Origin of the sequence: Pseudomonas sp. ANT_H4, assembly GCF_008369295.1 — a bacterium.
Taxonomy (GTDB): domain Bacteria; phylum Pseudomonadota; class Gammaproteobacteria; order Pseudomonadales; family Pseudomonadaceae; genus Aquipseudomonas.
Window position 1 is genome coordinate 25973 of the sequence record NZ_VOBG01000037.1, and the last position, 18630, is coordinate 44602.

Annotated in this window: 16 protein-coding genes; 7 read left to right on the forward strand and 9 right to left on the reverse strand. The window is 60.8% G+C overall.

What is annotated here, in order from left to right; all coding sequences use genetic code 11:
• Nucleotides 1-119 precede the first annotated feature (119 nt).
• Complete coding sequence (gene miaB, locus FQ182_RS27480; RefSeq protein WP_149414737.1) at nucleotides 120-1448, reverse strand: tRNA (N6-isopentenyl adenosine(37)-C2)-methylthiotransferase MiaB; 1329 nt, start codon at nucleotides 1446-1448, stop codon at nucleotides 120-122.
• A 131-nt stretch (nucleotides 1449-1579) separates the two neighbouring features.
• Between miaB and FQ182_RS27485 the strand changes: the two genes are divergently transcribed.
• The gene (locus FQ182_RS27485; RefSeq protein WP_003215457.1) at nucleotides 1580-1906 is read left to right on the forward strand and encodes a DUF1820 family protein; all 327 of its coding nucleotides are present in this window, start codon (nucleotides 1580-1582) and stop codon (nucleotides 1904-1906) included.
• Nucleotides 1907-1954: 48 nt separating this feature from the next.
• Here FQ182_RS27485 and FQ182_RS27490 read toward each other — a convergent pair whose 3' ends face one another.
• The 4 genes from FQ182_RS27490 to FQ182_RS27505 all read right to left on the reverse strand — a co-directional run bounded on the left by FQ182_RS27490 (nucleotide 1955) and on the right by FQ182_RS27505 (nucleotide 5481).
• Nucleotides 1955-2509 (reverse strand): tetratricopeptide repeat protein, encoded by a 555-nt coding sequence (locus FQ182_RS27490; protein WP_149414736.1) that lies wholly within the window; start codon nucleotides 2507-2509, stop codon nucleotides 1955-1957.
• Between the two features lie 224 nt (nucleotides 2510-2733).
• Nucleotides 2734-4017, reverse strand: coding sequence for a glutamate-1-semialdehyde 2,1-aminomutase (gene hemL, locus FQ182_RS27495; protein WP_149414735.1), 1284 nt, complete (start codon nucleotides 4015-4017; stop codon nucleotides 2734-2736).
• A 21-nt stretch (nucleotides 4018-4038) separates the two neighbouring features.
• Nucleotides 4039-4665, reverse strand: a complete 627-nt coding sequence (gene thiE / locus FQ182_RS27500) for a thiamine phosphate synthase (RefSeq protein ID WP_149414734.1) — start codon at nucleotides 4663-4665, stop codon at nucleotides 4039-4041.
• 18 nt (nucleotides 4666-4683) lie between these two features.
• Complete coding sequence (locus FQ182_RS27505) at nucleotides 4684-5481, reverse strand: hydroxymethylpyrimidine/phosphomethylpyrimidine kinase (protein WP_149414733.1); 798 nt, start codon at nucleotides 5479-5481, stop codon at nucleotides 4684-4686.
• A 284-nt stretch (nucleotides 5482-5765) separates the two neighbouring features.
• Between FQ182_RS27505 and FQ182_RS27510 the strand changes: the two genes are divergently transcribed.
• The 4 genes from FQ182_RS27510 to FQ182_RS27525 all read left to right on the forward strand — a co-directional run bounded on the left by FQ182_RS27510 (nucleotide 5766) and on the right by FQ182_RS27525 (nucleotide 12265).
• Nucleotides 5766-8144: a hybrid sensor histidine kinase/response regulator gene (locus FQ182_RS27510; protein ID WP_149414732.1), complete on the forward strand. Its 2379-nt coding sequence runs from the start codon at nucleotides 5766-5768 to the stop codon at nucleotides 8142-8144.
• A 213-nt stretch (nucleotides 8145-8357) separates the two neighbouring features.
• Nucleotides 8358-10007: an acyl-CoA dehydrogenase family protein gene (locus tag FQ182_RS27515; protein WP_149414731.1), complete on the forward strand. Its 1650-nt coding sequence runs from the start codon at nucleotides 8358-8360 to the stop codon at nucleotides 10005-10007.
• Nucleotides 10008-10052: 45 nt separating this feature from the next.
• The gene (gene amn, locus FQ182_RS27520; RefSeq protein WP_178114543.1) at nucleotides 10053-11552 is read left to right on the forward strand and encodes an AMP nucleosidase; all 1500 of its coding nucleotides are present in this window, start codon (nucleotides 10053-10055) and stop codon (nucleotides 11550-11552) included.
• Nucleotides 11553-11623: 71 nt separating this feature from the next.
• Entirely contained in the window at nucleotides 11624-12265 is a 642-nt protein-coding gene (locus FQ182_RS27525; protein WP_149414729.1) for a pseudouridine synthase, read from the forward strand.
• On the opposite strand, the gene FQ182_RS27530 is transcribed toward FQ182_RS27525, so the two are convergent.
• Nucleotides 12260-12469, reverse strand: a complete 210-nt coding sequence (locus tag FQ182_RS27530) for a DUF2788 domain-containing protein (RefSeq protein ID WP_133100109.1) — start codon at nucleotides 12467-12469, stop codon at nucleotides 12260-12262. The genes FQ182_RS27525 and FQ182_RS27530 overlap by 6 nt on opposite strands.
• 120 nt (nucleotides 12470-12589) lie before the next feature.
• Nucleotides 12590-13069 (reverse strand): Lrp/AsnC family transcriptional regulator, encoded by a 480-nt coding sequence (locus FQ182_RS27535; RefSeq protein WP_003194418.1) that lies wholly within the window; start codon nucleotides 13067-13069, stop codon nucleotides 12590-12592.
• A gap of 418 nt (nucleotides 13070-13487) precedes the next feature.
• On the opposite strand from FQ182_RS27535, the gene FQ182_RS27540 reads away from it, so the two are divergent.
• Nucleotides 13488-14534: a DUF6515 family protein gene (locus FQ182_RS27540; RefSeq protein ID WP_149414728.1), complete on the forward strand. Its 1047-nt coding sequence runs from the start codon at nucleotides 13488-13490 to the stop codon at nucleotides 14532-14534.
• On the opposite strand, the gene FQ182_RS27545 is transcribed toward FQ182_RS27540, so the two are convergent.
• Nucleotides 14531-15424 (reverse strand): cation diffusion facilitator family transporter, encoded by an 894-nt coding sequence (locus tag FQ182_RS27545; RefSeq protein ID WP_149414727.1) that lies wholly within the window; start codon nucleotides 15422-15424, stop codon nucleotides 14531-14533. The genes FQ182_RS27540 and FQ182_RS27545 overlap by 4 nt on opposite strands.
• A gap of 16 nt (nucleotides 15425-15440) precedes the next feature.
• The gene (locus tag FQ182_RS27550; protein WP_149414726.1) at nucleotides 15441-15860 is read right to left on the reverse strand and encodes a polyribonucleotide nucleotidyltransferase; all 420 of its coding nucleotides are present in this window, start codon (nucleotides 15858-15860) and stop codon (nucleotides 15441-15443) included.
• A 189-nt stretch (nucleotides 15861-16049) separates the two neighbouring features.
• Between FQ182_RS27550 and hrpB the strand changes: the two genes are divergently transcribed.
• On the forward strand, nucleotides 16050-18560 hold the full coding sequence (gene hrpB, locus FQ182_RS27555; RefSeq protein ID WP_149414725.1) for an ATP-dependent helicase HrpB: 2511 nt from the start codon (nucleotides 16050-16052) through the stop codon (nucleotides 18558-18560).
• Nucleotides 18561-18630: the final 70 nt, after the last annotated feature.

The following is an 18630-nucleotide window of genomic DNA, read 5'->3' on the forward strand; positions in this document are numbered from 1 at the left end:
ATCCACTGTAGGAGCTGGCTTGCCTGCGATGGGGCCGGCACATCCAATCGCGATGTTGCCTGCTACATCGCTATCGCAGGCAAGCCAGCTCCCACATTTGATCTTCATTGCGTTGAAAATTATTGCACCAGCGAGCCGCGTAGCGAGTGCGGCTGCGCCGCATCGATGTGCACATCGGCAAATTGCCCGATCAGCGTCGGGTTATCGCAGCGGAAGTTGACGATCCGATTGTTCTCGGTCCGGCCTTGCAGTTCGCCCGGGTCTTTCTTCGAGTAGTCCGTGACCAGAATGCGCTGGGTCGAACCCACCATCTGTCGGCTGATTTCGAAACCTTGCTGGTTAAGCCGATGCTGCAGGGCGTTCAAGCGTTCCTTTTTCAGCGCTTCCGGTGTTTCATCTGCCAGGTCGGCAGCCGGTGTGCCCGGGCGCTGGCTGTAGACGAAGGAGTAGGAGAAGTCGAAACCGACGTCTTCAATCAGCTTCATGGTCTGCTGGAAATCTTTCTCGGTCTCGCCGGGGAAGCCGACGATAAAGTCCGAACTGATACAGATGCCTGGCACCGCCGCGCGCAACTTGCGCAGTTTGGATTTGTATTCCAGGGCGGTGTGGTTGCGCTTCATCGCCGAAAGGATGCGGTCTGAGCCCGATTGCACCGGCAAGTGCAGGTGCTTGACCAGTTCCGGCACTTCGGCGTGGGCCTGGATCAGGCTGTCGGAGAATTCCAGCGGGTGTGAGGTGGTGTAGCGAATACGCTCGATGCCGTCGACGGCGGCTACTACGCGGATCAACTCCGCCAGGTCTGCCATGCGCCCGTCGTGGGTCTGGCCGCGATAGCCGTTGACGTTCTGCCCCAGCAGGGTGACTTCGCGTACGCCGTTTTCGGCCAGGTGGATGATCTCTGCCAGCACGTCGTCGAACGGACGACTGACTTCTTCGCCGCGGGTATACGGCACCACACAGAAGGTGCAGTACTTGCTGCAGCCTTCCATCACCGACACGTAGGCGCTCGGGCCATCGATGCGCGGCTCGGGCAGGTGGTCGAATTTTTCGATTTCCGGGAACGAGACGTCAACCTGAGGCAGCTTGGTGAGGCGGGCGGCGTTGATCATTTCCGGCAGGCGGTGCAGGGTCTGCGGACCGAAGACCACGTCGACATAGGGCGCGCGGTCGCGGATCGCTGCGCCTTCCTGGCTGGCCACGCAACCGCCGACGGCGATCACCATGTCCGGGTTGGCCAGTTTCAATTCGCGCCAGCGGCCCAGTTGCGAGTAGACCCGGTCTTGGGCCCGTTCGCGGATCGAGCAGGTATTGAGCAGGATCACGTCGGCATCTTCAGCGCGGGCGGTGACTTCCAGGGCCTGATGTTCACCCAGTAGATCGACCATGCGCGAGCTGTCGTACTCGTTCATCTGGCAACCGTGGGTTTCGATGTAAAGCTTCTTGGCCATGGGGATCGTCAACTGGTGGTAAAGAACCGCGCATTATAGGGGGCATGCCGATAGGTTCCTAGCACTGTGCATCGGGTGCCATGCTATAGTTCGCGCCCTCTTTTATATCCCCGATGTGTTACCCGCCCACCATGACCAAACGTGAAGCTCCAATCTACAAGGTGATTTTCCTTAACCAGGGCCAGGTGTTCGAAATGTACGCCAAGCAGATCTATCAAAGTGATCTGTGGGGCTTCCTGGAAGTGGAAGAGTTCGTCTTTGGCGAGCGCACACAGCTGGTCGTCGACCCGGGCGAGGAAAAACTCAAGGCCCAGTTCGAAGGCGTGGTGCGCAGTTTTGTGCCGATGCATTCGATTGTGCGCATCGACGAAGTCGAGCGCCTGGGCACGCCGAAAATCAGCGAGGCCCGGGGCATGAGCAATGTCATGCCGTTTCCGATGCCGATGCCTGAAAAATAGGGTTCAGAACCTTTGTGGCAAGCGGGCTTGTGTCAAGCCCGCTTGGGCTCAAGGCAGTGGCGAGAACGGCGAGCGCCCATCTGCACTCTGCAATTCCTGCAGATAGTTACGGAAAATCTGCCCCAGTACCTGCGTCGCCACTTCAAGTTCACCACGCTGCATGTGTTCGGCCACTTCGTCGGCCGTGTCCAGCGCATCCTCAGCACCGTTGACCGCCGCCATTTTCAGCACGATATACGCCTGAACGTTATTGGCCGGCACGCCTTCGCCATGGAAAAACATGGTGCCCAACTGGAATTGCGCCTGGGCATGGCCCTGCAACGAGGCTTTCTCGAAGTAGCTCAAGGCTTTGTTGAGGTCGCGGGAGGGATTTTTGCTGTCGTAGAAGAACTCGCCCAACTCGTATTGCGCCTGCGCATCCCCACTCTCGGCCAATTGCTGGCACGCGCTCATGGCTTCGGCCTGGCTTTCTGGCTGGGTATTGAGGGTGCAACGACCTATCGCTGGGATTAACAACGAGTTGCCGCCTGCTTGTGCGTGCGCGAGCAGGGGCTGAAGGAGCAACAGGCAGCCCAGAACCAGGGTGCGGCCGGTGCGTTTCATGGGAATCGACTTACCTCTGACAGGGCGCGTGGACCCGCTGGGGATCCAATAAGCGCGCATTATGAAATAAGCAGGCCTCTGCTTACAAAGTCTTTACTCGTTTTTCTGCTACGTGGGCAAGTTATCTGCCGGTTTGCAGGTTATTTCTCGAAAAAAGAAGGAAAATTCTACAGGCAAGGTAACAAATCTGACGCCGCCATGGGCGACGTCAGGTGTTTACCCGCTTATTTCAGGGCAGCGAAGGCGCGCTCGGCGGCATCGAGAGTCAGTTTTAGCTCGGCGTCGCCGTGGGCGATGGAGGTGAAACCGGCTTCGAAGGCGCTGGGTGCCAGGTACACACCACCTTCCAGCATCAGGTGGAAGAAGCGCTTGAACAGGTCAGCATCGCTGCCCATCACGTCGTCGAAGGTGACGATGTCGTCGGCCTCGCTGAAGTACAGGCCGAACATGCCGCCTACTTGGGTGGTGACGAACGGAATGCCGGCGGCATCGGCGCGCTGCTGCAGGCCGTCCAGCAGCCGGGTTGTGTAGTCGGTCAACTCGGCGTGGAAGCCTGGGCGGCTGATCAGGCGCAGAGTGGTCAGGCCGGCGGCCATGGCCAGCGGGTTACCCGACAGGGTGCCTGCCTGGTAGACCGGGCCCAGCGGTGCGATGTGCTGCATGATTTCCCGCTTGCCGCCAAAGCAGCCCACCGGCATGCCGCCACCGATGATCTTGCCGAAGGTGCTCAGGTCCGGCTTCACGCCGTAGTGGGCCTGGGCGCCGCCGAGGGCGACGCGAAAGCCGGTCATCACTTCGTCGAAAATCAGCACTACGCCGTGTTTGTCGCACTGGGTACGCAGGCCTTCAAGGAAGCCAGGCGCTGGCGGTACGCAATTCATGTTGCCTGCTACTGGCTCGACGATGATGCACGCCACGTCCTGGCCCACGTCATTGAGCATCTGCTCAACGGCGGTGATGTCGTTGAACGGCAGGGTCAATGTGTGTTTGGCAAACGCTGCCGGCACCCCGGCGGAACTCGGTACGCCCTGGGTCAGCGCGCCGGAGCCGGCCTTGACCAGCAGGCTGTCGGAGTGACCGTGGTAGCAGCCTTCGAACTTGATGATGCTGTCGCGGCCGGTAAAACCACGGGCCAGGCGAATGGCGCTCATGGTGGCTTCGGTGCCGGAGCTGACCATCCGCACCATCTCCATCGACGGGACGATCGAGCAGACCAGATCAGCCATCTCGGTTTCCATGGCGGTCGGTGCGCCATAGGACAAGCCGTGTTCCAACTGTTTACGCACCGCGTCCAGCACGTCCGGATGGCTGTGGCCGAGGATCATCGGGCCCCAGGAACCCACGTAGTCGACATAACGCTTGTCATCTTCGTCGGTGACGTAGGCGCCTTCGGCGTGCTTGAAGAACAGCGGCGTGCCGCCAACGCTTTTGAAGGCACGCACGGGCGAGTTCACGCCACCGGGGATGTGTTTTTGGGCATTGGCAAACAGGGTTTCGGAACGGGACATGATTGGGCTCTCTGAAATCGATTATTTAGACGTGAGCAGTTCGTTGAAGGCGCGGGCGCGGCGCGTCACTTCCTGGGTGCTGTCGGCGCCAAACAGACCGTGGACAACCGCCAGCAGGTCGGCACCGTGGGCCACCAGCGGCTCGGCGTTCTCCAGGGTGATACCGCCAATCACGCAGATTGGCAGGTGCAACCGGGAGCGGGCCTGAGCCAGCAGTTCAACGGTGGCGGCGGAGGCGCCGGGTTTGGTATTGGAATTGAAGAAACGGCCGAAGGCGACGTAGCTGGCGCCTTCCTTGGCAGCCTGCTCGGCCAGTTCGATCTGGCTGTGGCAGGTCGAGCCGATGATTGCCTTGGAACCTAGCAGCGCACGGGCCGGTGTCAGCGGGCCGTCGGTCTGGCCCAAATGCACGCCGACACCCAGGCGCGCAGCCAGCTCGGCGTCATCGTTGATGATCAACTGCGTCTTGTAACGTGAGCACAGGTCACGCAGTTTTTCTGCTTCACGCAGGCGGCGCGCGTCGTCGTTGCTTTTGTCGCGGTACTGCAGCAGGGTCACGCCACCGTCCAACGCCGCTTCGACGTAGGCCAGGAACTTGCCGGCCAGCAGTTGGCTGTCGGTAATGGCGTAAAGGCCACGTAGTTTCATCGGGCAGGCCTCTTGGTGTTACGAGCAGAAATCCAGCGGCAGACGACGAGGCACAAATTGCCCCTGGCCGAGTTGTTCGGCGTCACGTAGGGTGCGCCATGTGTAATTGAGCGCTGATTTCACGGCGCTGACCAGCCCTTCGCCCTGGGCCAGGCGCCCGGCAAGGGCGCTGGCCAGGGTGCAGCCGGAACCGTGATAGCTGCCGGGTAAACGCTGGCAGGTAAAGGTGCGGTGGCTGCCGTCGCGGCTGTACAGGCGATTGTGTACTTCATGCTCGTCGCCATGGCCGCCGGTGATTAGCAGGTACTTGATAAACGGCAGCAGTTTCTCGGCGCATTCGTCGGCGCTGCCTTCGGGCAATTCAGCGAGGATGCGTGCTTCTGGCAGGTTGGGCGTGGCGATCAGCGACAGTGGCAAAAGCCGTTCGCGCATGGCGTAGCCGACTTCGTCCTTGCCCAGGCTGCCGCCGCCGCCCGCCCGCAGGACTGGGTCGCAGACCACTGGCAGGTGCGGATGCTCCTTGAGCAGTTCGACCACGGTGTCGACCATTGCGGTGGAGCCGAGCATGCCCAGCTTGACCGCCGCGACTTCGCAGTCGCTGAGCACTGCGTTGGCCTGGGCCAGCACCCATTCGCGGTCCAGCACACGGAAATCGCTGACATTGACCGTGTTTTGCACGGTCAGCGCGGTGACGGCCGGGGCCGCATGACAACCCTGGGCAAGCAGGGCTTCGATATCTGCCTGCAAGCCGGCGCCACCACTGGGATCATGGCCGGAGAGACAGAGGACAACAGGGCGAGAACTGTAGATATTCATGGTGCGCGAGCTTACCACCAAACGCTTTTTGCGTGGCTGTCGGGCGATGGCTGAATTTTAGGCTTGGAAGTGCCGCTAAGCGGCTGTTAGTTATCACCCGATATTTAGAGGGAATCCCCTGAAAGTACCGGTTTAGAGCCTTTAAAAATCTTATTTCAATGGTGTCTTTTGGCCTTTACCGGCTATGCTAGAGTGGATCCAAACAATAACTGTATCGCCGGTATACGTCTTCTCAAAAGGAATGGGGGGCTTTTGACATACCGGACAGGTCACGCTGGGGCTCTATGCGCTATTTGCTGATGTTACTGTTGAGCTGGCTGCCGATGCTGGCCAGCGCAGTCGAGTTCAATGAGCTCACCCGAAGCCTTCCTCTGGGCCAAGTCATGCAAGTGCTTGAAGACCCCAATGACACCGTCGCCATTGCGGATGTCAGCTCGCAGGCTATGGCCAGTCGATTCAAACCCCATGACAAAACCACCCTAAATGCCGGCTACTCGCGCTCGGTGTTCTGGCTCAAGGTCAACCTGCATTATTTGCCCAAGGATCCGGACGCACAGCGCACCTGGCTGCTGGAGCTGGCCTATCCGCCCCTTGATCATCTTGAACTGTACGTGCCCGACGGCGCTGGCGGCTATCGATTGGCGGGGCGTACCGGCGATGCCATGCCCTTCAGCGGTCGCGAAATTCGCCAGAACAACTACTTGTTCAACGTCCACTTCGCCCCCGGCGAGCAGAAAAACCTCTACCTGCGCCTGCAAAGCGAAGGCTCGATCCAGGCTCCGCTGACCCTCTGGTCAAGCACCGCGTACCTGGAAGAACAGCCGCTGCGTCTCTATGTATTGGGCCTGATCTACGGCGTGCTCCTGGGGATGCTGGTCTACAACCTGTTCATCTATCTGAGCGTGCGCGACACCAGCTACCTCTACTACATCTTCTATATTGCCTCGTTCGGCATGTACCAGCTCTCGGTGAATGGTGCGGCAGTGGAGTATTTCTGGCCGAACAATCCGTGGTGGGCGAATGCCGCGACGCCATTCATGATCGGTGCGTCTGCGCTGTTTGGCAGCCTGTTTGCTCGCAGTTTCCTGCACACCGCCGTCTACAGCCGCTGGCTTAACCGCCTGTTGCTGGCGATGGTGGCCAGTGGCGCGGTGGTGATGTTGCTGTCGCTGATGACCAGTTACGCCCTAGCCCTGCGCCTGGCCACCGGGCTGGCGTTGATTTTTACCGTGACTATCTTTATCGCCGGGATCAAGGCCTGGTGCTGCGGCCAGCGGGTGGCACGCTACTTCATCATCGCCTGGTCGGCGTTCCTGATCGGCGGGGTGGTCAACACAATGATGGTGCTGGGCTACCTGCCCAATGTGTTCCTGACCATGTACGCCAGTCAGATCGGTTCGGCGATTGAAGTTGCCCTGCTGTCCCTGGCCCTGGCCGACCGCATCAACTCGATGCGTGAGCAGCAGTCACAGACTCTCTTCGATGCTAGCCAGAAGCTGGAGGTGCTCAACCAGCAACTGGCCCACAGCAATCGGTTGAAAGACGAATTCCTCGCCACGCTGACCCACGAGCTGCGCACACCCATGAACGGGGTGATCGGTTCCCTGGAATTGATGCAAACCGTGCCCTTGGAAGATGAGCTGGCGCAGTACCAGCAAACCGCGGCCGGCTCTGCCCGAGACATGATGCGCATGGTCAACGGCATCCTCACCCTCACCGAATTGCAAGCTGGCCGCCTCAGTGCCCAGCGCCAGGTGTTCAGCCTGCGAGGGTTGATCGATACCTTGCGCCAGCAATTCCTGGCCAGCGCCCAGAGCAAGGGCCTGGAGTTTTCCATCGACGTGGCGAACGAACTGCCCGATCGCCTGGACGGTGACGCCGACAAGCTGACGCAATGCCTGGAATGCCTGTTGGACAATGCCTTCAAGTTCACCGGCGAAGGTGCAGTGCGCATGCGGGTGGTTGGGCTGCTCAATGCTGAGGGCAAACTGCGCCTGACCTTTATCGTCACCGACACCGGCATCGGCTTCGCTTATCTGGACGAGGCCACCCTGTATCAGCGCTTCTTCCAGCTCGACGGCTCGATGACCCGTGAATATGGTGGCCTGGGCATCGGCCTGGCGATCTGCCGGCAACTGATCGAACTGCTTGGCGGGCGCCTGACCCATCATTCCGAGCCCCGGCGCGGCAGCCGTTTCCAACTGGAGCTGGAGGTCATTGCGGTGCCGCCCGAACCATCCTCGCCGAACCGTGTGCCCGATCGACATCGGGAGCCTCAGGACTGCGCGGTGTTGCTGGTGGACGACAACAGCGTGGCGCAGTTGGTGATGCGCGGCATGTTGCTCAAGCTGGGTTACCGGGTGAAGGTGGTCGACAGTGGGCCTGCGGCATTGGCAATGTTGCAAGGCGAGACCTTCGACGCGGTACTGCTGGATGTGCCGGTGGATGGTTTCTCTCTGTGCTGTCAGGTTCGTGCGTTGCCCGGATGCAGCGAGCTGCCGGTGATTGCCTTGAGCGCGTCGCTGCAAAGCCTGGCGCGAGAGCATTGCCATGGCGTTGGCATCACCGAGCAGTTGGTCAAGCCGGTGCGCTTTGAGGCGTTGCAGGCGGTGTTGCAGCGTTACTTGTTGTGTCCGTTAGAGGGTGAAAGCGCCGGCAATTAGGCGCTTATGCCACTTTTTTAAGCGCCAAGACGATGCTTAACTGAAATTCCGGCCTTAATCGATATGCACCCTTGTAGGAGCGAGCTTGCTCGCGAAGAACCTCAACGATAACGCGCGCATCCTGGATAAACGCGTTGCTCTCAGGTTTTTCGCGAGCAAGCTAGCTCCTACAAACAGCAACAATCGACGCGGCCTTTTTCCAGGAGCCCCGTCATGAACCTGCACCAGTTCGCTGAAACCCACGACGTCACCAACCAGCCACCGTCCCTGGACGGTACCAACCTGTATCGTATCGACTTGCCCCTGCAAGACTGGTCGCAGCGCTTCGGCGCGGGCTGGGCCCAGGAACGGATCGATACTTACGGCGCGCTGGCGGGTGGGCCGCTGATGGAGGCCGGGTTTCTGGCCAACCAGAACAAGCCTGTCTTTAGCAGTCATGACCGCTATGGCAATCGTATTGACCTGGTGGAATTTCATCCGGCCTACCATGAGCTAATGCGCACGGCTGTGGAACATGGCCTGCCGTCGCTGCCCTGGGCCCATCCGCAGGCCGGTGCCCATGTCGCCCGCGCCGCCATGACTTACCTGCACAGCCAGGCCGAAGCCGGCACCGGCTGCCCGCTGACCATGACCTTCGCCTGCGTCCCGGCCCTGCGCTTGCAGCCGGACTTGGCTGACGCGTGGCTGCCGAAAATCCTCAACACTCAATACGACCCCCGTAATGTCGGCATCGCCCACAAGGCTGGAGCCACGATCGGCATGGCCATGACCGAAAAACAAGGTGGCACCGACGTGCGCGCCAACACCACCCGCGCTTACCCGGTGGGTGCCGGTGGCCCGGGCCAGGCCTATGAGCTGGTGGGTCACAAGTGGTTTTGTTCGGCGCCGATGTGCGACGCCTTTTTGACCCTGGCCCAGACCGACAAGGGGTTGACCTGTTTCCTGCTGCCGCGCCACCGCCCGGATGACACGCGCAACCAGTTCTATATCCAGCGCCTGAAAAACAAACTCGGCAACTGCTCCAATGCCTCCAGCGAAGTGGAGTTTCGCGGGGCGCTGGCGTGGATGATCGGCGAGGAAGGGCGCGGCGTGCCGACCATTATCGAGATGGTCTCCATGACTCGCTTTGATTGCATGGTCGGCTCCAGCGCGTTGATGCGCCAGGCGCTGACCCAGGCCAGCCATCATTGTGCCCATCGGCGGGTGGGTGGCCGCGTCCTTAGTGAGCAACCGCTGATGCAAAACGTGCTGGCCGACCTGGCCCTGGAAAGCGAAGCGGCGCTGGCCCTGAGCATGCGCATGGGCAGGGCCCTGGATCATCTCGATGATGAGCAGGAAGCCAAATTCGCCCGGCTGGTGACGGCGGTGGGCAAGTATTGGATCTGCAAGCGTGCGCCGGCAATGATCAACGAAGCCGCCGAATGCATGGGCGGTGCCGGGTATGTCGAGGACAGCATCCTGCCCCGACTGTACCGTGAGGCGCCGGTCAATTCGACGTGGGAAGGTTCTGGCAATGTGCAGTGCCTGGACGTGCTGCGAGCCCTGTCGAAAGAACCAGGTGTGCTGGAGGCGTTGTTTGTCGAGTTGGAGGATGGCCATGGCGACAAGCGCTTGGCCCGACATATTGAGCAACTCAAGTCAGCGTTTATGGATACCCAGGATATTCAGTACCGTGCTCGGCAACTGACCGAGGATATCGCCGTGGCGTTGCAGGCCAAGTTGCTGCTGGAGGCGGGCAATACCAGTGTTAGTGACGGGTTTATTGCCAGTCGATTGGGGGAATCGTCGGGGCGGGTGTATGGCACCTTGCCACGCGGCGTGGATGTGGAAGGTATTGTCGCGCGATCTACGCCACAAGGTTGACTGCACTCCAATCCAAGGTTCCCGTCTGACAGCGATGCAGGCAAGATGAAGGTCTGCAAGTCAGAACACAGGATGCTTACCGTGACCGAAGCTTTTGTTGTCGTTCAAACCGCCGAAGAGGCCGTGGATCGGCTGGCGGCTCTTCATGAGCGTGCTACCGGTACGCTCAATCAAGCCCTCAAGCAGTACCTCAAAGACCGCGTCGAACCCGACGCCGAACAACGCGCGATGTTTCGTTATCCGGAACTGCGCCTGACTTACCACTGCCACGGCGAAGTCCCACAAACTACCCGGGCCTACGCCAAGGTCCAGTTGCCGGGTACCTACAGCGTTACCGTCACCCATCCGGCGGCGTTCCGTAAGTATCTGCTGGAGCAACTGGTGCCGCTGATGCATGACTTCACCGTGACGGTGGAAGTCGGTGTCAGCCAGCAAAACATTCCGTATCCGTATGTGGTGGAGCAGGGCGACGAACTGGCCGGTTCCGGCGTAACCGCCGCCACCCTGGCGCGGGTATTTCCCAGCACTGACCTGTCGGCGGCCACCGATGGCATCGCTGATGGCCTTTACGACTGGGAAAATACCGATCCGTTGCCCCTGGCACTGTTCGACGCGGCCCGTGTCGACTTCTCCCTGCGTCGCCTGGTGCATTACACCGGGAGCGACTGGCGGCATGTGCAGCCGTGGATTCTGCTGACCAACTATCACCGTTATGTTGACCAGTTTATCGTCCATGGTCTGGAGAAGCTGCGCAGCGATCCACGGTTTATCCGCATGGTACTGCCGGGTAACGTGATTATCGAAAAAAGCATGGACCATGGCGAAGCGTCGGCCATTGCCGCTGGCGTGGTCTGGCACCGTTACCAGATGCCGGCCTACCACTTGATGGCCAGCGACGGCCACGGCGTGACCCTGGTCAACATCGGTGTCGGCCCGTCCAACGCCAAGAACATCACCGATCACTTGGCGGTGTTGCGCCCTCATTGTTGGCTGATGATCGGCCACTGCGGCGGCTTGCGCCAATCCCAGACCATCGGCGACTACGTGCTGGCGCATGCTTATATGCGTCGCGACGGGATTCTCGATCGGGTAGTGCCGCCGAATATTCCGATCCCGGCCCTGGCCGAAGTGCAGATGGCCTTGCAGCAAGCAGCGGCCAACGTGACCGGCGAGAAGGGCGAAGAACTGAAAAAACGCCTGCGCACCGGCACCGTGCTGACCTACGACGACCGTAACTGGGAGTTGCGCTGGGCTCAGGAACGGCCGCTGATCAACCTGTCCCGCGCCGTAGCGGTGGACATGGAGAGCGGCACTATCGCGGCGCAAGGCTATCGTCTGCGGGTGCCTTACGGCACCTTGCTGTGTGTCTCGGACAAACCGTTGCACAGTGAGATCAAGTTGCCGGGTTCGGCCAACGCGTTCTATGAGCGAGCGGTCAGCCAGCACTTGAAAATCGGCATCGAGGCGGTGGATCTGTTGCGCACCGAACTCAACTCGTTGCACTCGCGCAAATTGCGCAGCTTCGACGAGCCGCCGTTCCGCTAAACGGTTGGGATGGTTATTTAACGGTCAGGCCACTAGCATTGTCGGTCCTGACCGTTAGATGTTCCCTTGCCATGTCCCGTCCTGCCCGTCCCATTTCCCGCCGCCCTGGCGTGAAAAGCCCGCAAACCTCGTCAGCCCCGCGCCGTGTTGCCAAGGCGCCACCGGCTGAGCCGAAGTTGATCCTGTTCAATAAACCGTTCGATGTGCTGACGCAGTTCAGCGACGCAGAAGGGCGGGCGACCCTCAAGGACTTCATCGACATCCCCGGCATCTACCCCGCGGGGCGTCTGGACCGTGACAGTGAAGGCCTGTTGTTACTCACCAATGACGGCCAGTTGCAGGCGCGAATTGCTGATCCCAGGCACAAACTGGCGAAAACCTATTGGGTGCAGGTGGAGGGCGAGCCGACAGAGGCACAACTGCAACGTCTGCGCGACGGCGTTGAGCTGAACGATGGCATGACCTTGCCCGCTGAGGTCCGGCAACTGGATGAGCCGCAACTGTGGCCACGCAACCCGCCCGTGCGCTTTCGCAAGAGCGTGCCGACTCATTGGCTGGAGCTGGTGATTCGTGAGGGGCGTAACCGTCAGGTGCGGCGCATGACGGCTGCGGTCGGTTTGCCGACCTTGCGCCTGGTACGGGTGCGTATTGGGGACTGGTCTATCGAAGGCCTTGATCAAGGCCAATGGAAAGAAGTGCCCGCGCGCTTATAAAACGCCGGACTCGATCAGGCCGATCACCACGCTTTTGATGATGAACGCGGCAACACCCAGGCCCAGCACGAAGAAGAGGATGAAAGAACCAAAGCGCCCGGCCTTGGATTTCTTCGCCAGGTCCCAGACGATAAAGCCCATGAAAATGATCAGGATCGTGACCAGGCCGGTCATCATCCATTCTTCAAACAGCACAGGATCGATGGAGTCCATCGAACATCTCCAGCAGGGGCAGGGCGGCGAGTATACGCCAGGGCAACACGCTCAATGTTGACCTGCGTCGGTCTGCCGCAGGCTAAGACGCGGTCAATGTGGGAGCTGGCCTTAGGTGCGCAGGTGGGTCAGCGGCAACTCGGTGCTGTTCAATACCTGATTCAACACAAAGCTCGACCGCACGCTGGTGACGCCTTCAATTCGGGTCAAATGCCCCAGCAGCAGTTTCTGATAATGATCCATATCCGGCACCACCACCTTCAACTGATAGTCGGCATCCATCCCGGTCACCAGGCTGCATTCCAGTACTTGGGGCAAGGTGCGGATGGCCGCTTCGAAGTTCTCGAAACGTTCGGGTGTGTGTCGGTCCATGCCGATCAGTACGTAGGCCGTCAGGCTCAGCCCGAGCATCTTGCGGTCCAGCAAGGCGACCTGGCGGGCAATGTAGCCGTCGTCTTCCAGCTGCTTGACCCGCCGTGAGCAGGGCGAAGGCGACAGTCCGATACGCTCGGCCAACTCCTGGTTGGAGATCCTCGCGTCGCGCTGCAATTCCGCCAAAATACTCAGGTCGTATCGGTCAAGTTTGCTCATGGGGCTGGCCTTTGTCATAACTATTGCGGTTAATTATCTATCCAGGGTTAAAAATTGCGCAAGCGATGTTTATTGACGCAATCTTCGCAATCATCTGTCGGAGTCTCAGGCCTATGATTACCAACAGAATCACTGCCCGGACATAGAGTCCACTGCAGCCCGCCGAATCAGGCCAGCTGCGGCCGCCAACCCCACAGGGTTGTCCCGGCCCCCGGGCTGCACACTGTCCACAAGACGGCGTGAGATGAGCCAACGTCAAAAGCGTTGAGCCAGGACGAAGTTCTCAAGGGGCGACCGACGGGTCGCCCCTTTTTATGTGTGCTGGCGAAAATTGTTCTCGTGACTGATAACCTGTTGCAGAACCGGGCGGGGCTTTTTCAGTCTCATCTACAGGCCCTAATCCGCAGTGAGGAATAGCATGAAGCGCGTCTGGCGTTTGGCAGGTGTTGGTTTGCTGTTGGTCACCGTTGGCGCGCAGGTCATGGCCGACGAGCGAGATAATTCACCGCGCCAGGGGCAAGGCCCGCAGGGCGGTGGCGGGGGGCAACATGAGCGAGGCCAGGAAGGCGGGCGGCCGGGCAACAATCAGCCACGTCCTGAGAACAACACACCTCGCCCGGAAAATAATCAGCCGCGCCCCCAGAACCAGCATTTTGACCGTGGAGGTCAGAATGGTCAGGGGCAAGGCCGTCCTCAAGGCAATGAGCAGCCTCGGCCAGCACCTCAGCCGGGCAACAACTTCCCGATCCAGGGACGTCCTGACTCGGTGCGCCAAACCCAGCAACCCCGGCCCGGCAGCGACCGTGACATTCCCCGGCGCAACGACGGTAACCAGCATTGGGAAGCTGGCGGCCCCGGCTCACGGCCGGGCTACAACGGCCACTCCAATGACAACCGCTGGCCGGGCCGTCCCGATGGGCATGGCAACGGTTGGGGCCCTGGGCCGCAACATCGTCCCGGCTACATGGTGGATCGGTTCCCCGACCGCAACTACCGCGTGCCCTATCGTGGCCAGGATTACTTTTTCTCCGGTGGTTACTGGTACCGTCCGCAAGGCCCGCGCTACATAATAGTGACGCCGCCGTACGGGATACGGGTGCATTACCTGCCGGACTATGCGCGGGAAGTGTGGGTTGGCAGTGCGCTGTTTTTCCTTGCCGCCGGTGCCTATTACACCTACGAGACCAGCAGCCAGCAGTACGTAGTGGTGCAACCGCCAGTGGCGAGCCTGCCACCGCAGCCGGCGCCACAGGGCAACGGTTATGATGTGGTTGCGTATCCCGGCAACGGCCAAACGCCGGAACAGGTGCAGCAGGATGGCTACGATTGTTATCGCTGGGCCGTGCAACAGAGCGGCTTCGACCCTCGTACCGTCACCTATGCTCCGGCGCCTGCGGTGGTGCAAACCTATCGCCAGGCCCAGGGCAACTGCCTGAGCAGTCGCGGCTATCAGGTGACCTACTAGGCCTTGGCATCCGTCACCACTTCCTGTGGATCGGCGTGCACCAGTACTTCGGCCCGTGGGTAGGCTTGATGGATGGCATCGGCGGCCTGGTCGCTGATGCCGTGGGCCACTGTCAGAGTCAACTCTCCCGGCAATTCCAGATGCAGCTGCACAAACCAGTGGCTGCCGGAAATCCGCGTGCGCAAGTCATGGGCACCGAGTACGCCTGGCACGCTGCAGGCCAGCTCCAGCATGTGCTGGCTGACGTTCGCAGGCAGTTCCTCATCCATCAGCACCGCGAAGCTTTCCCGGGCGATCTGGATCGCACTCCACAAAATATAGGCGGCGATGCCCAGGCCAAACCAGGCGTCCACTTGATGAAAGCCAAACCCAGCCAGTACCAGCGCCACGAGGATGCTGCCGTTGAGCAGCAAGTCGGAGCGGTAATGCAGCGAATCGGCGCGCACCGCATTCGAACCGGTTTCGCGAATCACCCGGTGTTGCAGAATCAGCAACGCTACCGTCAGCGCCAGGGAAAGAAGAATCACCGCAATGCTTAGCCATGGCGCGCCCACCGGCTCCGGATGCTGCAAGCGTGCGAAGGCCTGAAAGGCGATCAGCACCGCACTGCCCGCAATAAACAGCGCCTGGGCCATGCCGGAAAGAGATTCGGCCTTGCCATGGCCATAACGGTGATCGTCATCGGCTGGGCGCAAGGCGTAATGCACCGCCAGCAAGTTGAGCAGCGAGGTCACGCCATCGAGCAGCGAGTCCGTCAGCCCGGCGAGCATGCTCACCGAACCGCTCAGCCACCAGGCGATGGCTTTGGTGATAATCAGCACACAGGCCACACCGACTGAGGCGCGGGTAGCCAGGCGCAACAGCCGGGCGTGTTCGGGACTGCTGGTCATAAGTTGATCAAATCCTTCAGGCGGCGGGTTGCAGGCCAAGTATGGCCAGTTGTTCAACGCTGCCCTTAAACTGGATCAGGCGCGGGTCGGTCAGTGGCAGGTGGCGGCCCAGTTCAGTCTGGATGATGGTTTGCAGCTTGGCGTTATCAACTTTGCCGTCGGCGCCAATGGCTTCCTGAAGTTTTTCCGGCGCTACTTGGGCGGTCTTGCCTGGCTCCAGGTAGATGGCGCCGGTGGCGAAGTCGATACCGAAGGCGATCAGGCCGGGGATCACGTAGAACAGCAGGCCGACTGCATCGAGCACGGCAATCGCCGGGTCGATCTTGCCGTCGATCTGGCCACGGCGGTCGGGGTAGAAAATCGAACCGCAGGCCGTCAACTGGCTCAGCAGGGTGGCGGCCAGAACACCGCCGATGACACGGGAAGCAATACGCATGGAACTCTCCTGAATAAGCGCTGGACGTAACGATAACGCGTGCCGCCTGAATGTGCGCGGCGCTCTCGCGTTTTTCGCGAGCAAGAACTGGTCGTCCCCCTCGCTCCAAGTGAAGGGGCGGCGTCGATGAGACCGCCACCGACACCCGGCCGTTCGCCGTTATACTCGCCGCTCTGCTTTGGAGCCAGTATGAATTCGTTGCCAATCGATGATGTTTTACCCGCCCTGCGTGAAGCCTTGGCGACGCGTCATGAAGCCGTGCTCGAAGCACCACCCGGCGCCGGTAAAACCACGCGGGTGCCGTTGGCGCTGTTAAATGAGACCTGGCTGGCCGGGCAAACCATTCTGATGCTTGAACCGCGGCGCCTGGCGGCGCGTGCGGCAGCCGAACGGCTGGCCAGCGAGTTGGGTGAAAAAGTCGGTGAAACCGTCGGCTACCGCATCCGCCTGGACAGTAAAGTCGGCCCCAACACCCGCATCGAAGTGGTCACCGAAGGCATCCTCACCCGCCGCTTGCAGGACGACCCGGCGCTGGAAGGCGTAGGCCTGCTGATCTTCGATGAATTCCACGAACGCAGTCTCGACGCTGACCTGGCGCTGGCCTTGAGCCTCAATGGCCGCGACTTGTTTCGCGACGAGCAGCCGCTGAAAATTTTGCTGATGTCCGCCACCCTGGAAGGCGAACGCCTGGCTGCTCTGCTGGACAACGCCCCGATCCTGCGCAGCGAAGGACGCATGTACCCGGTGCAAATGCGCTGGGGTCGCCCCTTCCAGCCCGGTGAATTTATCGAGCCGCGGCTGGTGCAGACCATCCTCGAAGCCCTGAATGACGAAACCGGCAGTGTGCTGGTGTTCCTGCCGGGGCAGGCGGAGATTCGGCGGGTCAATCAACAGTTGGCCGACGCCTTGGGTGATCGCGGCGACGTGTTGCTATGCCCGCTGCATGGCGAACTGGACCTGGCGGCGCAGCGGTCGGCCATCGACCCGGCGCCACCTGGCAAGCGCAAGGTGGTACTGGCCACCAACATCGCCGAGACCAGCCTGACCATCAATGGTGTGCGGGTAGTAATTGACGCGGGGCTGGCGCGGGTGCCTCGCTTCGATCCGGGCAGCGGCATGACGCGCCTGGACACCCAGCGTATTTCCCGTGCCAGCGCCACCCAGCGCGCCGGTCGGGCAGGGCGGTTGGAACCAGGCGTGTGTTATCGGCTGTGGTCCCAGGATCAGCACGAAGCGTTGGCGGCGTATGCCAGTGCAGAAATCCTTCAGGCGGACTTGTCTGGATTGGCCCTGCAATTGGCGCGCTGGGGCGTGATGCCCGCGCAGTTGGTCTGGCTCGACGTACCACCGACTGCCGCTTATGCACAGGCCCAGGATTTGCTTGAACGTCTCGGGGCATTGAGTGAAAACACGTTGACGGCCCATGGCCAGAAAATGGCCGGGTTGCCGGCTCATCCACGCATCGCTCATCTGCTGTTGCGCGGTCAGGATCTGGGGCTGGCAAACATGGCCTGTGATGTGGCGGCGCTGTTGGGCGAGCGCGATATCTTGCGCGGTGCCGGGGCGGATTTGCACAGTCGCCTGGCGTTGTTGTCTGGCGAAGAACGGGCCCGTGGCACTCAAGGCGGCGTGCAGCGTGCCAAGCAGTTGGCGCGGCAATATCGCGGTTACTTGCGCGGCAAGGCCGAACAAGCGGTCGCCGACCCCGAGCATCCGCGCTGGCTCGGCGCCTTGCTGGCCCTGGCTTACCCGGATCGCGTCGCTCAACAACGTCGCGCCGGCGGTGCCGAATACCGCCTGGCCAATGGCCGCGCCGCGCTGTTTGCCGAAGCCGACAGCCTGATGAAACAGCCGTGGCTGGTGATTGCCGATCTGGGCAGTCGCCAGGGCCAGCGTGAAGAGCGGATTTACCTGGCGGCGGACTTCGATCCGGCGTTGTTCGATTCGGTATTGGCCGAACAGGTGCGCTGCGTCGATCAATTGGATTGGGATGAGCGCGAAGGTGTGCTGCGCGCCGAACGCCAGCGCAAGGTTGGCGAACTGGTGCTCAGCCGTGAGCCGCTGACCGGTCTGGACGAAGCCGCTCGCAGCCAAGCGCTGGTCAACCTGGTGCGGCGCAAGGGCCTGGAGCTACTGCCCTGGACCCCGGAGCTGCGCCAGTGGCAGGCGCGGGTGATGCTGCTGCGCCACCTGGACGACGGTAAGGTCAGTGAGTGGCCCGATGTCAGCGACAGCGCCTTGCTTGCCAGCCTGGAGCATTGGTTGATGCCATACCTGGGCAAGGTCTCGCGCCTGAGCCATTTTGCCAATCTGGATGTATCCAGCTTCCTCCACAATCTTCTGCCCTGGCCGTTGCCGCAACGCCTGGACGAACTGGCGCCCCATCATCTGAAAGTGCCATCGGGCTCATCAGTGCGTTTGGACTACAGCGAGCAACCACCGATCCTGGCAGTGCGGTTGCAGGAGTTGTTCGGGTTGGCCGACACCCCGCGTATTGCGGGCGGGCGGCAAGTGGTTAAGTTGCACCTGTTGTCGCCAGCGCGAAGGCCGGTGCAGGTGACTCAGGACCTGGCGAACTTCTGGCGTAGTACTTATGCCGAGGTGAAGAAGGATTTGAAAGGGCGGTATCCCAAGCTATTCCATAAGTTAGACCCTTGGGTCGAATCGCTTAACAAGAAAGACATTGACAAGAAGCCTTGATTTTTAGCGCTTAACATCTAGGGTTGACTCAGTCCTTTGAGGGTGAGTCATGTCCTACTCAAATCGGCGT

Excerpts from the sequence above, each read along its gene's own strand:
- FQ182_RS27545 (WP_149414727.1), bottom strand. The coding sequence starts at position 15,424 with ATGACCAGCAGTCCCGAACACGCCCGGCTGTTGCGCCTGGCTACCCGC.
- FQ182_RS27550 (WP_149414726.1), bottom strand. The coding sequence starts at position 15,860 with ATGCGTATTGCTTCCCGTGTCATCGGCGGTGTTCTGGCCGCCACCCTG.
- FQ182_RS27540 (WP_149414728.1), top strand. The coding sequence starts at position 13,488 with ATGAAGCGCGTCTGGCGTTTGGCAGGTGTTGGTTTGCTGTTGGTCACC.
- FQ182_RS27515 (WP_149414731.1), top strand. The coding sequence starts at position 8,358 with ATGAACCTGCACCAGTTCGCTGAAACCCACGACGTCACCAACCAGCCA.
- FQ182_RS27525 (WP_149414729.1), top strand. The coding sequence starts at position 11,624 with ATGTCCCGTCCTGCCCGTCCCATTTCCCGCCGCCCTGGCGTGAAAAGC.
- thiE (WP_149414734.1), bottom strand. The coding sequence starts at position 4,665 with ATGAAACTACGTGGCCTTTACGCCATTACCGACAGCCAACTGCTGGCC.
- FQ182_RS27485 (WP_003215457.1), top strand. The coding sequence starts at position 1,580 with ATGACCAAACGTGAAGCTCCAATCTACAAGGTGATTTTCCTTAACCAG.
- FQ182_RS27505 (WP_149414733.1), bottom strand. The coding sequence starts at position 5,481 with ATGAATATCTACAGTTCTCGCCCTGTTGTCCTCTGTCTCTCCGGCCAT.
- amn (WP_178114543.1), top strand. The coding sequence starts at position 10,053 with ATGAAGGTCTGCAAGTCAGAACACAGGATGCTTACCGTGACCGAAGCT.
- FQ182_RS27535 (WP_003194418.1), bottom strand. The coding sequence starts at position 13,069 with ATGAGCAAACTTGACCGATACGACCTGAGTATTTTGGCGGAATTGCAG.
- FQ182_RS27510 (WP_149414732.1), top strand. The coding sequence starts at position 5,766 with ATGCGCTATTTGCTGATGTTACTGTTGAGCTGGCTGCCGATGCTGGCC.
- hrpB (WP_149414725.1), top strand. The coding sequence starts at position 16,050 with ATGAATTCGTTGCCAATCGATGATGTTTTACCCGCCCTGCGTGAAGCC.
- FQ182_RS27490 (WP_149414736.1), bottom strand. The coding sequence starts at position 2,509 with ATGAAACGCACCGGCCGCACCCTGGTTCTGGGCTGCCTGTTGCTCCTT.
- hemL (WP_149414735.1), bottom strand. The coding sequence starts at position 4,017 with ATGTCCCGTTCCGAAACCCTGTTTGCCAATGCCCAAAAACACATCCCC.
- miaB (WP_149414737.1), bottom strand. The coding sequence starts at position 1,448 with ATGGCCAAGAAGCTTTACATCGAAACCCACGGTTGCCAGATGAACGAG.